Annotated in this window: 17 protein-coding genes and 1 tRNA gene; 2 read left to right on the top strand and 16 right to left on the bottom strand. The window is 63.2% G+C overall.

The annotated features are described in order from the left end of the window. The 4 genes from tuf to rpsL form a co-directional block, all read right to left on the bottom strand. On the bottom strand, positions 1-1,172 hold a 1,172-nt coding region (tuf, locus tag CK220_RS23860; protein WP_095813870.1), incomplete at its 3' end, for an elongation factor Tu. Between the two features lie 101 nt (positions 1,173-1,273). Beyond that, positions 1,274-3,364, bottom strand: a complete 2,091-nt coding sequence (gene fusA / locus CK220_RS23855; RefSeq protein WP_095813869.1) for an elongation factor G — start codon at positions 3,362-3,364, stop codon at positions 1,274-1,276. A 29-nt stretch (positions 3,365-3,393) separates the two neighbouring features. Then, the gene (rpsG, locus tag CK220_RS23850) at positions 3,394-3,864 is read right to left on the bottom strand and encodes a 30S ribosomal protein S7 (RefSeq protein WP_095813868.1); all 471 of its coding nucleotides are present in this window, start codon (positions 3,862-3,864) and stop codon (positions 3,394-3,396) included. 62 nt (positions 3,865-3,926) lie between these two features. Next, a complete protein-coding gene (gene rpsL, locus CK220_RS23845; RefSeq protein WP_006202128.1) occupies positions 3,927-4,298 on the bottom strand; it encodes a 30S ribosomal protein S12 in 372 nt (123 codons plus the stop codon). Between the two features lie 463 nt (positions 4,299-4,761). Here rpsL and CK220_RS23840 point away from each other — a divergent pair, with 463 nt between their 5' ends. Both CK220_RS23840 and CK220_RS23835 read left to right on the top strand, forming a co-directional pair. Continuing rightward, positions 4,762-5,043: a transcriptional regulator gene (locus CK220_RS23840; protein WP_095813867.1), complete on the top strand. Its 282-nt coding sequence runs from the start codon at positions 4,762-4,764 to the stop codon at positions 5,041-5,043. Positions 5,044-5,140: 97 nt separating this feature from the next. Next, positions 5,141-6,070, top strand: a complete 930-nt coding sequence (locus CK220_RS23835) for a Gfo/Idh/MocA family oxidoreductase (RefSeq protein ID WP_095813866.1) — start codon at positions 5,141-5,143, stop codon at positions 6,068-6,070. Between the two features lie 24 nt (positions 6,071-6,094). On the opposite strand, the gene CK220_RS23830 is transcribed toward CK220_RS23835, so the two are convergent. The 12 genes from CK220_RS23830 to CK220_RS23775 form a co-directional block, all read right to left on the bottom strand. Beyond that, positions 6,095-6,760 (bottom strand): O-methyltransferase, encoded by a 666-nt coding sequence (locus CK220_RS23830; protein WP_095813865.1) that lies wholly within the window; start codon positions 6,758-6,760, stop codon positions 6,095-6,097. Between the two features lie 76 nt (positions 6,761-6,836). Further along, complete coding sequence (rpoC, locus tag CK220_RS23825) at positions 6,837-11,033, bottom strand: DNA-directed RNA polymerase subunit beta' (protein WP_095813879.1); 4,197 nt, start codon at positions 11,031-11,033, stop codon at positions 6,837-6,839. Between the two features lie 145 nt (positions 11,034-11,178). Further along, positions 11,179-15,315, bottom strand: a complete 4,137-nt coding sequence (rpoB, locus tag CK220_RS23820) for a DNA-directed RNA polymerase subunit beta (RefSeq protein ID WP_095813864.1) — start codon at positions 15,313-15,315, stop codon at positions 11,179-11,181. Between the two features lie 265 nt (positions 15,316-15,580). Further along, the gene (gene rplL, locus CK220_RS23815; protein ID WP_059189560.1) at positions 15,581-15,961 is read right to left on the bottom strand and encodes a 50S ribosomal protein L7/L12; all 381 of its coding nucleotides are present in this window, start codon (positions 15,959-15,961) and stop codon (positions 15,581-15,583) included. 54 nt (positions 15,962-16,015) lie between these two features. After that, entirely contained in the window at positions 16,016-16,534 is a 519-nt protein-coding gene (rplJ, locus tag CK220_RS23810; RefSeq protein ID WP_059189559.1) for a 50S ribosomal protein L10, read from the bottom strand. 370 nt (positions 16,535-16,904) lie between these two features. After that, the gene (rplA, locus tag CK220_RS23805) at positions 16,905-17,603 is read right to left on the bottom strand and encodes a 50S ribosomal protein L1 (protein WP_095813863.1); all 699 of its coding nucleotides are present in this window, start codon (positions 17,601-17,603) and stop codon (positions 16,905-16,907) included. A 4-nt stretch (positions 17,604-17,607) separates the two neighbouring features. Next, the gene (gene rplK, locus CK220_RS23800; protein ID WP_059189557.1) at positions 17,608-18,036 is read right to left on the bottom strand and encodes a 50S ribosomal protein L11; all 429 of its coding nucleotides are present in this window, start codon (positions 18,034-18,036) and stop codon (positions 17,608-17,610) included. A 159-nt stretch (positions 18,037-18,195) separates the two neighbouring features. Continuing rightward, entirely contained in the window at positions 18,196-18,720 is a 525-nt protein-coding gene (gene nusG / locus CK220_RS23795; protein ID WP_066989575.1) for a transcription termination/antitermination protein NusG, read from the bottom strand. A 22-nt stretch (positions 18,721-18,742) separates the two neighbouring features. Next, positions 18,743-18,946, bottom strand: a complete 204-nt coding sequence (gene secE / locus CK220_RS23790) for a preprotein translocase subunit SecE (protein WP_066989573.1) — start codon at positions 18,944-18,946, stop codon at positions 18,743-18,745. 358 nt (positions 18,947-19,304) lie between these two features. Then, positions 19,305-19,380 (bottom strand) — tRNA-Trp (locus CK220_RS23785). Positions 19,381-19,416: 36 nt separating this feature from the next. Beyond that, a complete protein-coding gene (locus CK220_RS23780) occupies positions 19,417-19,926 on the bottom strand; it encodes a metal-dependent hydrolase (RefSeq protein ID WP_095813862.1) in 510 nt (169 codons plus the stop codon). A gap of 88 nt (positions 19,927-20,014) precedes the next feature. After that, entirely contained in the window at positions 20,015-20,500 is a 486-nt protein-coding gene (locus tag CK220_RS23775) for a group II truncated hemoglobin (protein WP_095813861.1), read from the bottom strand. Positions 20,501-20,524: the final 24 nt, after the last annotated feature.

The raw sequence follows: 20,524 nt of genomic DNA, 5'->3' as shown, positions 1-20,524 counted from the left end.
TCTTTGATGGTGACGACGATGCCGGCACCGACGGTGCGGCCGCCTTCACGGATGGCGAAGCGCAGCTTCTCTTCCATCGCGATCGGCACGATCAGCTCGACGTCGACGGTGATGTTGTCGCCGGGCATCACCATCTCGGTGCCGGCCGGCAGCGTCACGATGCCCGTCACGTCGGTGGTGCGGAAGTAGAACTGCGGACGGTAGTTGGTGAAGAACGGCGTGTGACGGCCGCCTTCGTCCTTGGTCAGGATGTAGGCTTCGGCCACGAACTTCTTGTGCGGCTTCACCGAGCCCGGCTTGGCCAGAACCTGGCCGCGCTCGACACCCTCGCGGTCGATGCCGCGCAAGAGCGCGCCGATGTTGTCGCCGGCCTGGCCCTGGTCGAGCAGCTTGCGGAACATCTCGACGCCCGTGCAGGTGGTCTTGGCCGTCGGACGGATGCCGACGATCTCCAATTCCTCGCCGACCTTGACCACGCCGCGCTCGACGCGGCCGGTCACGACCGTGCCGCGGCCCGAGATCGAGAACACGTCCTCGATCGGCATCAGGAACGGCTTGTCCAGCGGACGCACCGGCGTCGGGATGTAGGCGTCGACCTGCGCCATCAGTTCGCGGATGGCATCCTCGCCGATGGTCTTGTTCGAATCCTCAAGCGCGGCCAGCGCCGAACCCTTGACGATCGGAATGTCGTCGCCGGGGAACTCGTTCTTGGTCAACAGCTCGCGCACCTCGAGCTCGACCAGCTCGAGCAGCTCGGCGTCGTCGACCTGGTCGACCTTGTTCAGGAACACCACGATCGAGGGCACGCCGACCTGGCGGGCAAGCAGGATGTGCTCGCGGGTCTGCGGCATCGGGCCGTCGGCGGCCGAAACCACCAGGATCGCGCCGTCCATCTGGGCGGCACCGGTGATCATGTTCTTCACATAGTCGGCGTGGCCGGGGCAGTCGACATGGGCGTAGTGACGGTTGGCCGTCTCATACTCGACATGCGCCGTCGAAATCGTGATGCCGCGCGCCTTCTCTTCCGGCGCCGCGTCGATCTGATCATAGCGCTTGTATTCGCCAAAATACTTCGTGATCGCCGCCGTCAGCGACGTCTTGCCATGATCGACATGGCCGATCGTGCCAATGTTCACATGCGGCTTGGTGCGCTCGAATTTACCTTTTGCCACTGTATTTCTCCGTCTTTACTCATCCCGCTCGGGGAAATTGATATTCGCTCCAGCCGAACCGGAAACGCGTAAGAGCCGCGGTTCCGGTGGCACAGGCATTCTCACGCGTATTTCTTCTGGACTTCCTGGGCCACCGCCGTAGGGACCGGCTCATAGTGGTCGAACTGCATCGTGTACTGGGCGCGGCCCTGCGACATCGAACGCAGATTGTCGACGTACTTGAACATGTTGGCCAAAGGCACCATGGCATTGATGACGACGGCCACGCCACGCGCTTCCTGGCCCTGGATCTGGCCGCGACGGCCGTTGAGGTCGCCAATGACGCCGCCGACATAGTCTTCCGGCGTCACGACCTCGACCTTCATGATCGGCTCCAGGAGCTGCACGCCGAGCCTCGGGGCCGCTTCCTTGAAGCAGGCGCGGGAGGCAATTTCGAACGCCAGCACCGAGGAGTCGACGTCGTGGAAGGCGCCGTCGATCAGCGTCGCCTTGACGCCGATCATCGGGAAGCCGGCAAACGGGCCGGAACCCATGACGCTGTTGATGCCCTTCTCGACGCCGGGGATGTATTCCTTCGGCACCGCGCCGCCGACGATCTTGGACTCGAACAGGAACTCTTCGCTCTCGGTGTTCGGCTCGAACACGATCTTGACGCGAGCGAACTGGCCGGTACCGCCGGTCTGCTTCTTGTGCGTGTAGTCCTGCTCATGCGTGCGGGTGATCGTCTCGCGATAGGCCACCTGCGGAGCGCCGACATTGGCTTCCACTTTGAACTCACGGCGCATGCGGTCGACGATGATGTCGAGATGCAGCTCGCCCATACCGGCGATGATGGTCTGGCCGCTTTCCTCGTCGGTCTTGACGCGGAAGGACGGATCCTCGGCCGCCAGGCGATGCAGCGCGAGGCCCATCTTCTCCTGGTCGTTCTTGGTCTTCGGCTCGATGGCGATCTGGATGACCGGATCGGGGAACTCCATGCGCTCGAGGATGACCGGGTGCAGCGGATCGCACAACGTGTCGCCGGTGGTCGTATCCTTGAGGCCGGCCAGCGCGACGATGTCGCCGGCATAGGCTTCCTCGATGTCGGCGCGCGAGTTCGCATGCATCTGCAGCATGCGGCCGATGCGCTCCTTCTTGCCCTTCACGGTGTTGTCGAGCGAGGCGCCCTTGGCGAGCTTGCCCGAATAGATGCGAGCGAAGGTCAGCGAACCGACGAACGGGTCGTTCATGATCTTGAACGCCAGCATCGACAGCGGCTCGTTGTCGTCGGCATGACGCTCGATCTCGGCGTCGGTCTTGGCGTCGACGCCCTTGATGGCCGGCACGTCGATCGGCGACGGCAGGTATTCGACGACGGCGTCGAGCAGCGGCTGGACGCCCTTGTTCTTGAAGGCCGAGCCGCAGAACATCGGGAAGAACTTCACCGCGATGGTGCCCTTGCGGATCAGCGCGCGGATCTCGTCATTCGAGGGCATCTTGCCTTCGAGGTAATTCTCGAGCGCGCTCTCGTCCATCTCGACGGCGGCCTCGATCATCTTCTCGCGGTACTGCTCGGCCTTCTCCTTGAGGTCGGCCGGAATCTCGACGACATCCCAGGCGGCGCCCAGGGTCTCGTCGCGCCAGACGAGCGCATTCATCTCGACGAGGTCGACGATGCCCTTGAACTCGGTCTCGGCGCCGATCGGCAGCTGCATGACGACGGCCTGCGCACCGAGGCGCGAGCCGATCATTTCCACCGAGCGGTAGAAGTCGGCGCCGATCTTGTCCATCTTGTTGCAGAAGATCATGCGCGGCACGTGGTACTTGTCGGCCTGGCGCCACACGGTCTCGGTCTGCGGCTCGACGCCGGCATTGGCATCGAGCAGCGCGATGGCGCCGTCGAGCACGCGCAGCGAGCGCTCGACCTCGATGGTGAAGTCGACGTGTCCGGGAGTGTCGATGATGTTGAAGCGGCGCATCTTGCCGTCACGACCCTTCCAGAAGGTCGTGGTCGCGGCCGACGTGATGGTGATGCCGCGTTCCTGCTCCTGCTCCATCCAGTCCATGGTGGCAGCGCCATCATGGACTTCGCCGATTTTGTGCGACTTGCCCGTGTAGTACAGGACGCGCTCGGTCGTCGTCGTCTTGCCGGCGTCGATATGCGCCATGATACCGAAATTGCGGTAGTCTTCGATTTTGTATTCGCGGGCCATGGGAGGTGCCTCTCAGTCTCGTTCGCGCTTTACCAGCGGTAGTGCGCGAAGGCGCGGTTGGCTTCCGCCATCTTGTGGGTGTCTTCACGCTTCTTGACGGCCGTGCCGCGGTTGTTGGCCGCGTCCATCAGCTCGCCCGAGAGGCGGTCGACCATCGTGGTCTCGTTGCGGTTGCGCGCGGCGGCGATCAGCCAGCGGATGGCCAGGGCCTGGCGGCGCTCGGGGCGCACGTCGACCGGAACCTGGTAGGTGGCGCCGCCGACGCGACGCGAGCGCACTTCCACATGCGGCGCGACATTGTCGAGCGCCTGGTGGAACACGGCGACCGGCTCCTGCTTGGTCTTGGTCTGGACCTGGTCCAGCGCGCCGTAGACGATGGTCTCGGCAACCGACTTCTTGCCGTCATACATGACGGCGTTCATGAACTTGGTGACGACCAGATCGCCGAACTTGGGGTCCGGGTTGATCTCACGCTTTTCTGCACTGTGACGACGGGACATGGCTTTTGTCTCTCAATCTCGTGGCACGGCGCAGTCAAAAAAAGCGCCGAAGCCGGAAACCCTTACTTCGGACGCTTGGCACCGTATTTCGAACGGCGCTGCTTGCGGTTCTTCACACCCTGCGTGTCGAGCACGCCGCGGATGATGTGGTAGCGGACGCCCGGCAGATCCTTGACGCGGCCGCCACGGATCATGACCACCGAGTGCTCCTGAAGGTTATGGCCTTCGCCCGGGATGTAGCCGATCACTTCGAAACCATTGGTCAGACGGATCTTGGCCACCTTGCGCAGCGCCGAGTTCGGCTTCTTCGGCGTCGTGGTGTAGACGCGCGTGCAGACGCCCCGCTTCTGCGGGTTCTGCTGCATGGCCGGGACCTTGTTGCGCTTCACCGGCGCCAGGCGCGGCTTGCGGATCAGCTGGTTGACGGTAGGCATTAAACCCTCTTGTCTCTCAATTCCGTGTCTTGCCCTGTCAGGGCCGCTCAAAGCGTCATTTCCATACGCGAATTCGGGCAACACACCGCGCCTCGCGGTCCTGCCCGAACAAATTGCAGAGGAAGCGGAAGCCGCTTCATGCGCGCCGGAGATGTCTTTTCGCTCGTAAAACGAACCCTGTTTGAGGCAAACTCCAAGGCGCGTCGCCTCGGAAAAGCAAGTCTCACATCGGTTCTGACGTGGCGGCTTCTACTCGCAAGGCCCCTATCCGTCAACCCCGGAACGGCAAATATTGCGCGCGATCCGGAGCTTGGCAGCCATGCGGAAAATGCATGTAATTTTCTTGCGTCTTTTTTCAAGAGCGAGGAAGAAAGTGACCGGCTTTCGCCTGTCATGTCGGCCGACTTCGTGCAAATAAGGCGGCATGAATGGCAAAACTCCCCGCTTCCGGAGGAATCGGCCCGTGAACGACAACGAGGAGCGCCCGGTCACCATCATCACCGGCCGGGTGTGGCGGCGAAAAGGCGGCAAACCGGAGGGCGTCCATGTGATGCTGGTCGCGCCCGACGATGATTCTGCCGTGCGCCGCGCACTCGAATCGCTCGCCGCCGAAGGATTCGCGGAAGCCGAACTCGACCAGATCGGCGACATGGAGGGCGCCCCCGACGAAGAGCCGCATCTGTCGGCCTATCAGGGCGCGCTGGAAGGCGAAGTCTCGATCGTTACCTTCGACGCGCCGAGCTGATCCGGAAAATCGCGGGATCACGATTTCATCCAGGCTTGCCGGGCACCGCTGTCCTGCCTAAGAACACCTACCTCTCCCCCCATCCCTCGGAGTCCCAATGACCAGCAACCCCATCAGGATCGGTATCGTCGGCGTGGGAAAGATCGTCCGCGACCAGCATCTTCCGGCACTGGCCAAGGACAGCTGTTATCAGCTTGCGGCCGCCGCCAGCCGGCATGGCAAGGTCGACGGCATCCCGAACTATGCGACGATCGAGGCGATGCTCGAGGCCGAGCCGAGCCTGGAAGCCGTCTCGCTCTGCATGCCGCCGCAGTTCCGCTATGACGCCGCGCGCACCGCGCTCGAGGCCGGGAAGCACGTCTTCATGGAGAAGCCACCGGGTGCCACCGTCAGCGAGGTCGAGCAGCTCAAGGCGATTGCCGCGAAGAAAGGCGTTTCGCTTTTCGCCAGCTGGCATTCGCGCTACGCGCCGGCGGTCGAGGCCGCGCGCGCCTTCCTGGCTTCGGCCAGAATCGACTCGGCCGCGATCAACTGGAAAGAAGACGTGCGCCGCTGGCACCCGAACCAGGAATGGATCTGGGCGCCGGGCGGTTTCGGCGTGTTCGATCCCGGCATCAATGCGCTATCGATCGCCACCCACATCCTGCCGCCGATGTTCATTACCTCGGCCGTGCTCGACTTCCCCGAGAACCGCGCCTCGCCGGTCGCGGCGCATGTCGCCTTCCGCACCTCGAACGGGCTCCCGGTGACGATGGAACTCGACTGGCTGCAGACCGGTCCGCAGAGCTGGGACATCCTGGCCGAGACGGACAAGGGCAAGATGGTGCTTTCGGGCGGCGGCGCAAAGCTCGCCGTCGACGGCAAGATCATCCACGACGAGTCGGAAGCCGAATATCCCATGCTCTACAGGCATTTCGCCGAGATCGTCCGCGCCGGCGTCTCCGACGTCGACCTCGCCCCGCTCCAGCACGTCGCCGACGCCTTCATGCTCGGCAAGCGCAACGTCGTCGAGGCGTTTTTCGACTAACAGCAAGCCCCTGCAGCGCCGGCGTCAATCCACGATCGCAATGGCAAAGCCGTCATAGCCCTTGGCGCCGACGGTCTGGATGGCCGTGCCGTCCAACCGCTTCTCGCCGCCGATGAAGGAGAACGCCGCGCGGGCGCCTTCGACATTGGCATCGCCGCTGTCCTTTGTGACGACGGCGCCGTCGCGGATGACGTTGTCGCAGACGATCACCGTTCCGGAGCGCGACAGCCGGATCGCCCAGCTGAGATAATTCGGGTTGTTCGGCTTGTCGGCGTCGATGAAGATCAAGTCGAACGGACCTGCATTTTCGCTGACCAACGCTGCTAGCGATTGAAGAGCTGGGCCGAGCCGCAGATCCACCTTGTCGGAAACCCCTGCCCGCTCGAAGTTCGAGCGCGCCACCTTGGCGTGGTGCGGCTCAAGCTCCAGCGTCACTACTCTGCCGTCGGCAGGCAGGCCCCTTGCCATCCAAATGGTCGAATAGCCGCCGAGCGTGCCGATCTCGAGCACCTTTTTTGCACCGCGAATGCGCACCAGCAGCGAAAGCATTTTGCCTTGCGCGGCCGAGACATCGATTGCCGGCAGGCCCTGCTCGCGGTTAGCCGCAAGCACCGCATCAAGCGCTGGATCCGCATCGAAAAGAGAGGAGACGACATAGTCGTCGACAGCTGTCCAGGTCCTGGCGCTCATGGTTTTTCCTCGTTCATAACCCGAATGAAAAAAGGGGCCACGCGGGCCCCTTTTCTTTCTCTCATTGCATCCGCGCTTACTGCGCAGCGTTGACCATGTTGGTCAGCATCGGCTCGGCGACCTCGACACCGGAGGCCTTGCGGCGCTCGTCGATGATGAGCTCGTCGCGCGAGGTGGCGATGCGCCGGATCTGGCTCATCGTGCCGCCGGTGCCGGCCGGGATCAGACGGCCGACGATGACGTTTTCCTTCAGGCCCTGCAGCATGTCGGTCTTGCCGGCGACCGCGGCTTCGGTCAGCACCCTGGTCGTCTCCTGGAAGGAGGCGGCCGAGATGAAGGACGGCGTCTGCAGCGAGGCCTTGGTGATGCCGAGCAGCACCGGCTGGCCTTCGGCCGGCTTCTTGCCGTCCTCGACCAGGCGCTCGTTGACCTCGTCCAGCTCGATCACGTCGACGTGGTCGCCCGGAATATAAGTCGAGTCGCCCTGCGTGGTGATCTCGACCTTCTGCAGCATCTGGCGAACGATCACCTCGATGTGCTTGTCGTTGATCGACACGCCCTGCAGGCGGTAGACCTCCTGGATCTCGTTGACGAGGTAGGACGCAAGCGCCTCCACGCCCTTGATCGCCAGGATGTCGTGCGGCGCCGGATTGCCGTCGAGGATGTAGTCGCCCTTCTCGATGACGTCGCCGTCCTGGAGATGGAACGGCTTGCCCTTCGGGATCAGGTACTCGACCGGCTCCAGCGTCGAGTCATGCGGCTCGATGATGATGCGGCGCTTGTTCTTGTAGTCGCGGCCGAAGCGGATCGTGCCATCGATCTCGGCGATGATGGCGTGATCCTTCGGACGGCGAGCCTCGAACAGTTCGGCCACGCGCGGCAGACCGCCGGTGATGTCCTTGGTCTTGGCGCTTTCCATTGGGATACGCGCCAGCACGTCGCCCGGACGGACATGCGCGCCCGGCTCGACCGAGAGGATGGCCTCGACCGAGAGCAGGAAGCGGGCATCACCGCCCTTCGACAGCTTGCCAACCTTGCCCTTGGTGTCGTGCACGACGATGGCCGGCTTCAGGTCGCTGCCGCGCGGCGTCGAACGCCAGTCGATGACCTCGCGCTTGGTGATGCCGGTCGACTCGTCGGCCGTCTCCTGAACGGAGATGCCGTCGACCAGATCCTCGAACGCCACCTTGCCCTCGATTTCGGTGAGGATCGGGCGGGTGTAAGGATCCCACTCGGCGATGCGCTGCCCGCGCTTCACCTTGTCGCCGTCATCCACGAAGATGCGCGAGCCGTAGGCGACGCGGTGCGTGGCGCGTTCCTTGCCGGCCTCGTCGAGGATCAGAACCGCCATGTTGCGGCCCATCACCATCTGCTGGCCTTCGGAGTTGCGCACGACGTTGCGGTTGCGGATCTCGACCTTGCCCTCATAGGAGGCTTCAAGGAACGAGGAATCCACCACCTGCGCGGTGCCGCCCATGTGGAAGGTACGCATGGTGAGCTGAGTGCCCGGCTCGCCGATCGACTGCGCCGCGATGACGCCGACGGCCTCGCCCTGGTTGACGGGCGTGCCGCGGGCAAGATCGCGACCGTAGCAGACCGCGCAGACGCCGGTCCTGACCTCGCAGGTGAGCGCCGAGCGGATGCGGACCGACTGCACGCCGGCCTTCTCGATCTGCTCCACGTCGCGCTCGTCCATCAGCTTGCCGGCCTTGACAAGCACGTCGCCGGAGACCGGATGGTTGATGTCGTCGAGCGCCGTGCGGCCGAGCACGCGCTGACCGACCGAGGCGACGATCTGACCGGCATCGACGATCGGCTGCATGGTGAGGCCCTTGTCGGTGCCGCAATCCAGCGAATTGACGATGCAGTCCTGCGCCACGTCGACCAGGCGGCGAGTGAGGTACCCCGAGTTCGCCGTCTTCAACGCAGTGTCGGCCAGACCCTTGCGGGCGCCGTGGGTCGAGTTGAAGTACTCGAGCACGGTGAGGCCTTCCTTGAAGTTCGAGATGATCGGCGTCTCGATGATCTCGCCCGAAGGCTTGGCCATCAGGCCGCGCATGCCGGCGAGCTGGCGCATCTGGGTGGGCGAACCGCGCGCACCCGAATGCGACATCATATAGATCGAGTTCATCGGCTTCTGACGGCCGTTTTCCTCGAACTCGACGGCCTTGATGCGGGCCATCATCTCGTCGGCGACCTTCTCCGAGCACTTGGCCCAGGCGTCGACCACCTTGTTGTACTTTTCGCCCTGGGTGATCAGGCCGTCATTGTACTGTTGCTCGTACTCCTTGGCCAAAGCCTCGGTCTCGGAGACCAGCTTGACCTTGGTGTCCGGGATCAGCATGTCGTCCTTGCCGAACGAAATGCCGGCGCGGCAGGCATGCGCGAAGCCGAGAGCCATGATGCGGTCGCAGAAGATGACCGTCTCCTTCTGGCCGCAGTGGCGGTAGACGGTGTCGATCATCTTGGAGATGTTCTTCTTGGTCATCTCCTGGTTGGCGATGTCGTACGGCACGTTGACGTTCTTCGGCAGAAGCTCGCCGATGATCATGCGGCCGGGCGTGGTGTCGTAGATCCTCGACACCGTCTTGCCTTCGGCATCGACGGTGCGGAAGCGGCCCTTGATCTTGGCGTGCACGGTCACGGCCTTGGTCTCCAGCGCATGCTGGAGCTCGCCCATGTCGGCGAACACCATGCCTTCACCCGGCTCGTTCTGGTTGACGATCGACAGATAGTAGAGACCGAGAACCATGTCCTGCGACGGCACGATGATCGGCGCGCCGGAGGCCGGGTGCAGGATGTTGTTGGTCGACATCATCAGCACGCGCGCTTCGAGCTGCGCTTCCAGGGACAGCGGCACGTGGACCGCCATCTGGTCGCCGTCGAAGTCGGCATTGAAGGCGGTGCAGACGAGCGGATGCAGCTGGATCGCCTTGCCTTCGATCAGGATCGGCTCGAACGCCTGGATGCCGAGGCGGTGCAGCGTCGGCGCGCGGTTCAAGAGCACCGGATGCTCACGGATGACCTCGTCGAGAATATCCCAGACCTCGGGACGCTCCTTCTCGACCAGCTTCTTCGCCTGCTTGACGGTCGAGGAGAAACCCTTGGCGTCGAGGCGGGCGTAGATGAAGGGCTTGAACAGCTCCAGCGCCATCTTCTTCGGCAGGCCGCACTGATGCAGCTTGAGCTCCGGACCGGTGACGATGACCGAGCGGCCGGAATAGTCGACGCGCTTGCCGAGCAGGTTCTGGCGGAATCGGCCCTGCTTGCCCTTGAGCATGTCGGACAGCGACTTCAGCGGACGCTTGTTGGCGCCGGTGATGACGCGGCCGCGGCGGCCGTTGTCGAACAGAGCGTCGACCGCCTCCTGCAGCATGCGCTTTTCATTGCGCACGATGATGCCGGGCGCGCGCAGCTCGATCAGCCGCTTCAAGCGATTGTTGCGGTTGATGACGCGGCGATAGAGGTCGTTGAGGTCGGACGTGGCGAAGCGGCCGCCATCCAGCGGGACCAGCGGGCGCAGGTCCGGCGGGATCACCGGGACGACCTTCATGATCATCCATTCCGGACGGTTGCCGGATTCCATGAAGTTCTCGACAACCTTGAGCCGCTTCAGAAGCTTCTTCTGCTTGAGCTCGGACGAGGTCGAAGCCAGCTCCGAGCGCAGGTCGCCAGCGATCTTCTCCAGATCCATGCCGGCCAACAGGTCATGGATGGCCTCGGCGCCGATCATGGCGGTGAAAGAGTCCTCGCCATACTCGTCGACGGCCAGCATGTACTCTTCCTCGCTGAGCAGCTGGTGCTCCTTCAGCGCGGTGAGGCCAGGCTCGGTGACGATGTAGTTCTCGAAGTAGAGGACGCGCTCGATATCCTTCAGCGTCATGTCGAGCAGCGTGCCGATGCGCGAGGGCAGCGACTTCAGGAACCAGATATGGGCGACGGGGGCGGCGAGCTCGATATGGCCCATGCGCTCGCGGCGGACGCGCGACAGCGTGACTTCAACGCCGCACTTTTCGCAGATGACGCCCTTGTACTTCATGCGCTTGTACTTGCCGCACAGGCACTCGTAGTCCTTGATCGGACCAAAAATGCGCGCGCAGAACAGACCGTCACGCTCCGGCTTGAAGGTGCGGTAGTTGATGGTCTCCGGCTTTTTGATCTCACCGAACGACCAGGACAGAATCTTCTCAGGGCTGGCGAGCGAGATCCGGATGGAATCGAACACCTGCGCAGGCGCCTGGGGATTGAAGAGATTCATGACCTCTTGGTTCATGCCGTTCTCCTTTTCGGGGTCCTCGAAAACCCCTTGCATCGAGCGCGGGCCGAATGCCCGCAGACTGGCCGGCCTGACCGGCCGAGAATTTGTCGGGCGCGCCACATTGTTTCGCGGCGCGCCATTGCCTTATTCGGCCGCGCCCCTATTCGGCAGCATCTGGCAGCCGCACAGCAGCGTCTTCGAACTTGGTGTTCTCCAGTTCGACATTGAGGCCGAGGGAGCGCATCTCCTTGACGAGAACGTTGAAGCTCTCGGGAATGCCGGCTTCGAACGTATCGTCGCCGCGCACGATCGCCTCGTAGACCTTGGTGCGCCCGGCGACGTCGTCCGACTTCACCGTCAGCATCTCCTGCAGCGTATAGGCGGCGCCGTAGGCTTCCAGCGCCCAGACCTCCATTTCGCCGAAGCGCTGGCCGCCGAACTGCGCCTTGCCGCCCAGCGGCTGCTGGGTGACGAGCGAGTACGGACCGATCGAACGCGCGTGGATCTTGTCGTCCACCAGGTGGTGAAGCTTGAGCATATAGATGTAGCCCATCGTCACCTTGCGATCGAACGGCTCGCCGGTGCGGCCGTCATAGAGCTGCGACTGACCGCTGGTGTGCAGGCCCGCCTGCTCCAGCATGGTGTTGATGTCGGCTTCGTGCGCGCCGTCGAACACCGGAGTCGCGATGGAGACGCCGCGGCGCATCTGCTCGCTCAGGCGAATGATGCTCTCGTCGTCATACTCGCGGACCGGCTCGTTGCGATCGTTGGAAGGCATGAAGCTTTCCAGCGTCTTGCGCAGCGGCTTGATGTCGCCGCCAGTCTTGTAGGCGTCGATCAGCTCGCCGATCTTCCTGCCCATGCCGGCGCAGGCCCAGCCCAGATGCGTTTCCAGGATCTGGCCGACATTCATGCGGCTCGGCACACCCAAGGGGTTGAGCACGATATCGGCATGCGTGCCGTCCTCGAGGAAAGGCATGTCCTCGACCGGAACGATGCGCGACACGACACCCTTGTTGCCGTGACGGCCGGCCATCTTGTCGCCCGGCTGCATCTTGCGCTTCACCGCCACGAAGACCTTGACCATCTTCATGACGCCCGGAGGCATCTCGTCGCCGCGCTGCACCTTCTCGACCTTATCCATGAAGCGCTGCTCGAGCGCCTTCTTGGAGTCGTCGTACTGGCCGCGCAGGGCTTCCAGCTCGCTCTGGAGCTTTTCGTTCTCCACGGCGAACTGCCACCACTGCGAGCGCGGATACTCGTCGAGCGTGTCCTTCGCCAGCTTCGAGCCCTTCTTGAAGCCCTTCGGTCCGGCAATCGCTTCCTTGCCGACCAGCATGTCCGACAGGCGCGAATAGACGTTGCGGTCGAGGATCGCCTGCTCGTCGTCGCGGTCCTTGGCCAGACGCTCGATCTCCTCGCGTTCGATCGCCATGGCGCGCTCGTCCTTCTCCACGCCGTGGCGGTTGAAGACGCGCACTTCGACGACCGTGCCGAAGGTACCCGGAGGCATGCGCATCGAGGTGTCGCGAACGTCCGAGGCCTTTTCGCCGAAGATGGCGCGCAGGAGCTTTTCTTCCGGCGTCATCGGGCTTTCGCCCTTCGGCGTGATCTTGCCGACCAAGATGTCGCCCGGCTGCACTTCCGCGCCGATATAGACGATGCCGGCCTCGTCGAGGTTCTTCAGCGCTTCTTCCGAGACGTTCGGAATGTCGCGCGTGATTTCCTCCGGTCCGAGCTTGGTGTCGCGGGCCATGACCTCGAACTCCTCGATATGGATCGAGGTGAAGACGTCGTCGGCCACGATGCGCTCGGAGAGCAGGATCGAGTCCTCATAGTTGTAGCCGTTCCACGGCATGAACGCGACCAGTACGTTGCGGCCGAGCGCCAGATCGCCGAGCTCGGTCGACGGACCGTCGGCGATGATGTCGCCCTTGTTCACTCGGTCGCCGACACGCACCAGCGGACGCTGATTGATGCAGGTGTTCTGGTTCGAACGCTGGAATTTCATCAGACGGTAGATGTCGACGCCGGACTTGCCCGGGTCGAGATCTTCCGTCGCGCGGATAACGATACGGGTGGCGTCCACTTGGTCGACCACGCCGCCGCGGCGGGCGCCGATGGCGGCGCCCGAGTCACGGGCGACGACCGGCTCCATGCCGGTGCCGACGAACGGCGCCTCGGCGCGCACCAGCGGCACGGCCTGACGCTGCATGTTGGAGCCCATCAGCGCGCGGTTGGCGTCGTCGTTCTCGAGGAACGGGATGAGGGCCGCGGCCACCGACACCATCTGCTTCGGCGACACGTCCATCAGGTCGACGTTCTCGCGCGGCGCCATCATCACCTCGCCGGCGTTCCGGCAGATGACAAACTCGTCGACAAAGCTGCCGTGCTTATCCAGCTCGGCGTTGGCCTGCGCAACGTGGTGCTTGGCCTCCTCCATCGCCGACAGATAGACAACTTCATTGGTCAGCTTGCCGTTGACGATCTTGCGGTACGGGCTCTCGATGAAGCCGTACTTGTTGACGCGCGCGAAGGTGGCGAGCGAGTTGATCAGACCGATATTCGGGCCTTCCGGCGTCTCGATGGGGCAGATGCGGCCGTAATGCGTCGGATGCACGTCGCGCACCTCGAAGCCGGCGCGCTCGCGGGTCAGACCGCCCGGTCCAAGCGCCGACAGGCGACGCTTGTGGGTGATCTCCGACAGCGGGTTGGTCTGGTCCATGAACTGCGACAGCTGCGAGGAGCCGAAGAACTCACGCACGGCGGCGGCCGCCGGCTTGGCGTTGATCAGGTCCTGCGGCATGACCGTATCGATCTCGATCGAGGACATACGCTCCTTGATCGCGCGCTCCATGCGCAGCAGGCCGACGCGGTACTGGTTCTCCATCAGCTCGCCGACCGAGCGCACGCGGCGATTGCCGAGATTGTCGATGTCGTCGATCTCGCCCTTGCCGTCGCGCAGCTCGACCAGCGTCTTGACCACGGCCAGGATGTCTTCCTTGCGCAGCACGCGCACGGTGTCCTCGGCCTTGAGCTCGAGGCGCATGTTCATCTTGACGCGGCCGACAGCCGACAGGTCATAGCGCTCGCTGTCGAAGAACAGCGAGTTGAACATGGCTTCGGCGGTCTCGAGCGTCGGCGGCTCGCCCGGGCGCATGACGCGGTAGATGTCGAACAGCGCGTCCTGGCGGCTCTCGTTCTTGTCGACGGCAAGCGTGTTGCGGATGTAGGCGCCGACATTGACGTGGTCGATGTCGAGGATCTGGATCTCGTCCTCGCCGGTGCCGAGCAGCACCTTCAGCGTCTTCTCGTCGATCTCGTCGCCGGCCTCGAGGAAGATCTCGCCGGTGGCGTAGTTGACGATATCCTCGGCCAGGTAGTTGCCGAGCAGGTCCTCGTCGGTCGCCTTGATCGCCTTGAGACCCTTTTCGCCGAGCTGGCGGGCCTGGCGGGCGGTGATCTTCTTCCCGGCCTCGACGACGATCTCGCCGGTGTCGGCGTCGACTAGGTCGCCGACAGCCTTGAGGCCGCGGAAACGCTCGACGTTGAACGGGATGCGCCAGTGGTCACCGGCGCGCTTGTAGGTGATCTTGTTGTAGAAGGTCGACAGGATCTCTTCGCCGTCCATGCCGAGCGCCATCAGCAGCGACGTCACCGGAATCTTGCGGCGGCGGTCGATGCGGGCGTGGACGACGTCCTTGGAGTCGAACTCGATGTCGAGCCACGAGCCGCGATAGGGGATAACGCGCGCGGCAAACAGAAGCTTGCCCGACGAGTGCGACTTGCCCTTGTCGTGGTCGAAGAAGACGCCCGGCGAACGGTGCATCTGCGAGACGATGACGCGCTCGGTGCCGTTGACGATGAAGGTGCCGTTCGACGTCATGAGCGGCATATCGCCCATATAGACGTCCTGCTCCTTGATATCCTTGATCGACTTCGCGCCGGTATCCTCATCGATATCGAACACGATGAGGCGCAGCGTCACCTTCAGCGGCGCAGCATAGGTCAGGTCGCGCTGACGGCATTCGTCGACGTCGAATTTCGGTCCTTCGAACTCATACTTCACGAATTCCAGCATCGAGGAGCCGGAAAAATCGGAAATCGGGAAGACCGACTTGAAAACAGCCTGCAGCCCCTCGTCCGGACGCCCGCCCTTGGGCTCGTCCACCATCAGGAACTGGTCATAGGATGCCTTCTGAACCTCAATCAGGTTCGGCATCTCCGCAACTTCCGGGATCTTCCCGAAGAACTTGCGTACGCGTCTGCGGCCATTGAAAGTCTGGGTCTGGGCCATCGTCGCTCCTTAGCTCAAAACTCGGGGCGAACCTCGCCGCGGTTCGCCTTGCACCAACGGGCCGCTCGCCGCCGCCCCTGTCTGTTGTCCGACCGCCCTTCCAATTGCTTGGCGGCTGCCGGTAAAAACGGGAGAAAACCCGTTTCCTGAAGGCCGCTTCCGGCCCTCAGGAAAGAGGTTTTCAAACGTCTCGCGCAACGAAGCCTCCCTTTCGTCAAGGGAGGGGGCGGGCGGCGCGAGGCCGTCCGCCCTCAACCATAAAGGCTTACTTCAGCTCGACCTTGGCGCCAGCCGCTTCCAGCTGAGCCTTGAACTTGTCGGCATCGGCCTTGGAAACGCCTTCCTTGACCGGCTTCGGAGCCGCTTCGACCAGGTCCTTGGCTTCCTTGAGGCCAAGGCCGGTGATGGCGCGGACTTCCTTGATGACGTTGATCTTCTGGGCGCCGGCGTCGGCGAGAACGACGTCGAATTCCGTCTTCTCTTCGGCCGGAGCAGCGGCAGCGGCACCAGCGCCGCCGGCAGCGGCAACCGCCACCGGAGCAGCGGCCGAAACGCCCCACTTCTCTTCCAGGAGCTTCGACAGCTCGGCCGCCTCGAGGACGGTCAGCTTCGAAAGGTCGTCTACGATCTTTGCGAGATCAGCCATTTGTGTATTCCTTCACTAGGTTCGAACGTGTGTTGTTGACAGCGAGGAACGGCCTCATGCCGCCTCGTCCTTCCGGGCGTAAGCGCCGATGACGCGCGCGACCGAAGCCGCAGGCGCATTGACGATCTGGGCGATCCGGGTTGCCGGCGTGGCGATCATGCCAACCAGCTTGGCGCGAAGCTCGTCGAGCGACGGTAGCGTGGCGAGTGCCTTGACACCGTCGGCGTTGAGCGAGGTCGAGCCCATCGCGCCGCCGAGAATGATCAACTTGTCATTCCCCTTGGCGAAATCGGACGTAACCTTGGGCGCCGCAACCGGATCCTCCGAATAAGCGACCAACGTCTGTCCCTTGAACAGATCGATGATCGATGCGGAGTCCGTGCCCTGAAGAGCGATCTTGGCGAGACGGTTCTTCGCGACTTTGACGGTGCCACCGGCGGCGCGCATCTTCGACCGAAGGTCGTTCATTTGCGCGACGGTGATACCGGCGTAGTGGGCCACGACGACTGAACCCGCGTTCGAGAACGCATCATTCAGGCCCGTGACGAGTTCGCGTTTTTCCGCTCTGTCCACTGCCTATCTCCAGTTGACCCCTGCCCCATTCACGAGGTCAGAAGTCGGGTTGCCTTTTGCCGGCCGGGCTATCCAAAACGGATCTCCCGAACGGCGCTCGAGGATCCTGCCCCCTTTCGCCACACCCGCCGGCAAAGCCGGTTGATGTGCTGACAAAAGGCAAACACGGTTCGAACCTTTCATCGGAGCGTCTCGCTCCTTTGTCGGGTCTTCACCCGTCTCATGCAGGCCCATGCGGATTAAGGCTTTGGGCCGCCTGCAATCTCGGACAGGATATCCGGAAACCTTTCGGCCTCCGGGTTACCGGGCCGCCGACGGATCGGCGGCCCGGAATTCTTTTGCGACCGGCCTGGAGCCGGTCAGGCGACATTTACGACGCGGCGAGCGTCGCGATGTCGAGCTTGAGGCCGGGCCCCATCGTCGAGGTGACCGACACCTTCTTGACGTAGTTGCCCTTGGCGCCGGCGGGCTTGGCCTTGTTCACCGCATCGGCGAAGGCCCGCACATTCTCTTCCAGCGCCTTGACGTCGAACGAGACCTTGCCGACGCCGGCCTGGACGATGCCGGCCTTCTCGACGCGGAACTCGACGGCGCCGCCCTTCGAGGCTTTGACGGCGGCCGCGACATCGGTGGTCACGGTGCCGACCTTCGGGTTCGGCATCATGCCGCGCGGGCCGAGCACCTTACCCAGACGGCCGACCAGCGGCATCATGTCCGGGGTGGCGATGCAGCGATCGAAATCGATCGTGCCCTTCTGGACGGTATCGACCAGATCCTCGGCACCAACGATATCGGCGCCGGCGGCCTTGGCTTCCTCGGCCTTGTCGCCGCGCGCGAACACGGCGACGCGCACCGAACGGCCGGTGCCGTTCGGCAGGTTGACAACGCCGCGGACCATCTGGTCGGCATGGCGCGGATCGACGCCGAGATTCATCGCGACCTCGACCGTCTCGTCGAACTTGACCGTTGACCGGTCCTTCAGCAGCTGCAGCGCCTCAGAGAGCGCATAAGCCTTGTTCGGGTCGATGCCTTCACGGCTTTTGGCAACACGCTTTGCAATCTTTGCCATGATCTTAGCCCACCACTTCCAGGCCCATCGAGCGGGCGGAGCCCTCGACCATGCGCATGGCCGCTTCGACGTCGTTTGCGTTCAGGTCCTTCATCTTCTGCTCGGCGATCTGGCGCACCTTGTCGCGCGAGATCGTGCCGGCCTTGACCTTGCCCGGCTCCTTCGAACCCGACTTCAGGTTGGCGGCCTTCTTCAGAAAGTAGCTCACCGGCGGCGTCTTCATGACGAAGGTGAACGACTTGTCCTGGTAGTAGGTGATGACGACCGGGATGGGCGAGCCCTTCTCCAGCTCCTGGGTCTGCGCGTTGAACGCCTTGCAGAACTCCATGATGTTGATGCCGCGCTGACCAAGCGCCGGGCCGATCGGGGGCGACGGCGTGGCCGAGCCCGCGGCAACCTGGAGCTTGAGCTGGCCTGCAACTTTCTTAGCCATCTCTATTCCTGCCTTTTCTCATGCCGGGAAACACCGGCGGTTGCAGTCTGGTGGTGCGGTTCCAGCGGCCGGCTAAGCCGCATTCGCCTCCCACCCATTCATGGCAGCGCATTCCTTCGCGCCGCCGATCCCTTCGCCTGCCGGACGGGGATCTTCGGATCAGCCCTTTTCGACCTGTCCGAATTCGAGATCGACCGGCACCGCGCGCCCGAAGATCGAAACTTCCACCTTGAGGCGTGCTCGCTCCTCGTCCACTTCCTGGACGAAGCCGTTGAACGATGCGAACGGGCCGTCCGAGACGCGGATCGCCTCGCCGATCTCGAAGGTGACCGACGGCTTCGGACGCTCGACGCCTTCCTGAACCTGGTTCAGGATGCGCTGCGCCTCGGCTTCGGTGATCGGCACGGGCTTGGAGTCCCCGAGGAAGCCGGTGACCTTCGGCGTGTTCTTGACCAGCGAGAATACGGCGTCCGTCAAGTTGGCCTTCAAGAGCACGTAACCCGGGAAGAACTTGCGCTCCGCATCGACCTTGCGGCCGCGGCGGATCTCGACGACCTTCTCGGTAGGCACCACGATCTGCTCGATCTCGCCCGACAGGCCCTTCTGCTTGGCCTTGTTCTCGATGTCCTCGGCGACCTTCTTCTCGAAGTTCGAATAAGCGTGGACGATGTACCACCGCGTCATTTCACGACCTCTCCGTACGAACTTAATGTCCGAGGCCCAGAATCCACTCGATCGCATAGCCCATGGCTATGTCGGCGGTGAAGAAGAAGATCATGGCGATGAGCGCAAACACCAGGACCATCACCGTCGAGATCATGGTCTCCCGGCGCGAGGGCCATGTCACCTTGGCCGTCTCCGCGCGAACCTGCTGGAGAAAGGTGAAAGGGTTTGTGGTTTTCGAAGCCATGTGCCGCCTGTCTTCAAGACCCGTTGGCCGGGTCTCCTGGATGATCCCGCTGGCCGGGACGTACCGCATGGACTTCGTGCCGGCGCCGAATCAGCACCACCATTTTCGCCCACGCAAATCAGACGCGTAAAGCCGGCTTCCCAGCTCCACGCGTCGCGTGTCTGTTCAGTCTACATAAAACCGATTCTTGGTCCACGCAAGTGGCAAGTGTTCCGCTTTATGTTTTAGCGCCGCCTCGGAACCATCCAGTCGTTCCGTCCCGGCTATGCGGGGCCTTATGCCCCAGTTTTCGCAATATGGCAAGCCGCCCCCCGGTTTTCAACAGCGGAGCGCCCCCACCTTCAGTCTGCCTGGGAGGTGGCACGGGCAGCAGGGCTCGAACCTACGACCTGCGGTTTTGGAGACCGCCGCTCTACCAACTGAGCTATGCCCGTATACGGGCGCTGCTATTTCACAAAGCCGATGAGAACTCAAGAGCCCTTTTGAGACGCGCCGGCCGGAAGCGGCGATCGCAGCCATCCAAGCCGCAGCGCCCAAGCGCAGATCACGAGTTCAAGTGCAAAAGTCCAATGCAGAACGAAGCTCAGGACCCAGTTCCCATAGCTGGCCGGAACCTCCACGAGCTCAAACGGACGATGACTGAACGGCGCCAGCCACATGATCGGCGATGCCACTGTGTCGAGCGCCATATGCAACATGGCTCCGGCGAAGAAGATGGCGATCGACGGCAGACGCGGCGAACCCAACAACCGACCCAACGACAGGCTTGCCGCCCCGATCGTTGCCCAAAACAAGGGCCAATGCGTGATGTAGGCATGATGGTGCGTGCGACCGCCATCGATCAGGTAAAAATAGAGCATGTCGATGTCCGGGATGACGCTGCCGAGCATTGCGGCAGCCACCACACCGGACGGCTCCCGCCGCCATCTTCGCGCGAGTCTTCCCAGAACATAGCCCGATGGGAGATGGGCAATCAGCATGCAAAGTCGTCTCACATTGATGCAACGACCCTGCAGTGTCTTTGCGGCGTCATCTTCTCGGAATTTTGCAGAAACCCAGCATCTTCGGCTACGACTTCCCGGCGGGGGGCTTGTAAGGCCCGCCCGGCACACCCCAGCTCCAGCTTGGCATTGGCTCGGTCTCCCGGTCGCAGGTCTCGCCGAGAGTGGAATTCATCTTGGCCAGCCGCGATCCCCACTCGATATAGCCCATGAAGGCGGAACGGAACTCGGGATCGTCCGGCAGGCCGACTTCGTCCGCCGCATCCGCCAGGAGGTTGATCCAGCGCCGCCGCTGCTCCTCGGTAAGATGCTTGCCGAGATGGTGCATGACCATCTCGCGGTTGCCGCCATGCCTTTCGCTGTAGGTGTTCGGCCCGCCGAAAACCTCGCCGATGAAGGCGGCGACATGCGCCGGATGGTCCGGCGACATGTGCCTGAACACCGGACCGACGATCGGGTCCAAGGCCACCCTATTGTAAAAGGTCTGCGTCAGCCGGCTGAGCGCCTCGCTGCCGCCGGCCCATTCGTACAAAGTCGGGACACCCTCGCCCATCTCCGGTCCTCCTAGCGTTGGTGG

Origin of the sequence: Mesorhizobium sp. WSM3860, from assembly GCF_002294995.1 — a bacterium.
Classification (GTDB): Bacteria; Pseudomonadota; Alphaproteobacteria; order Rhizobiales; family Rhizobiaceae; genus Mesorhizobium.
This window is presented reverse-complemented; position numbering and strand designations above follow the sequence as displayed.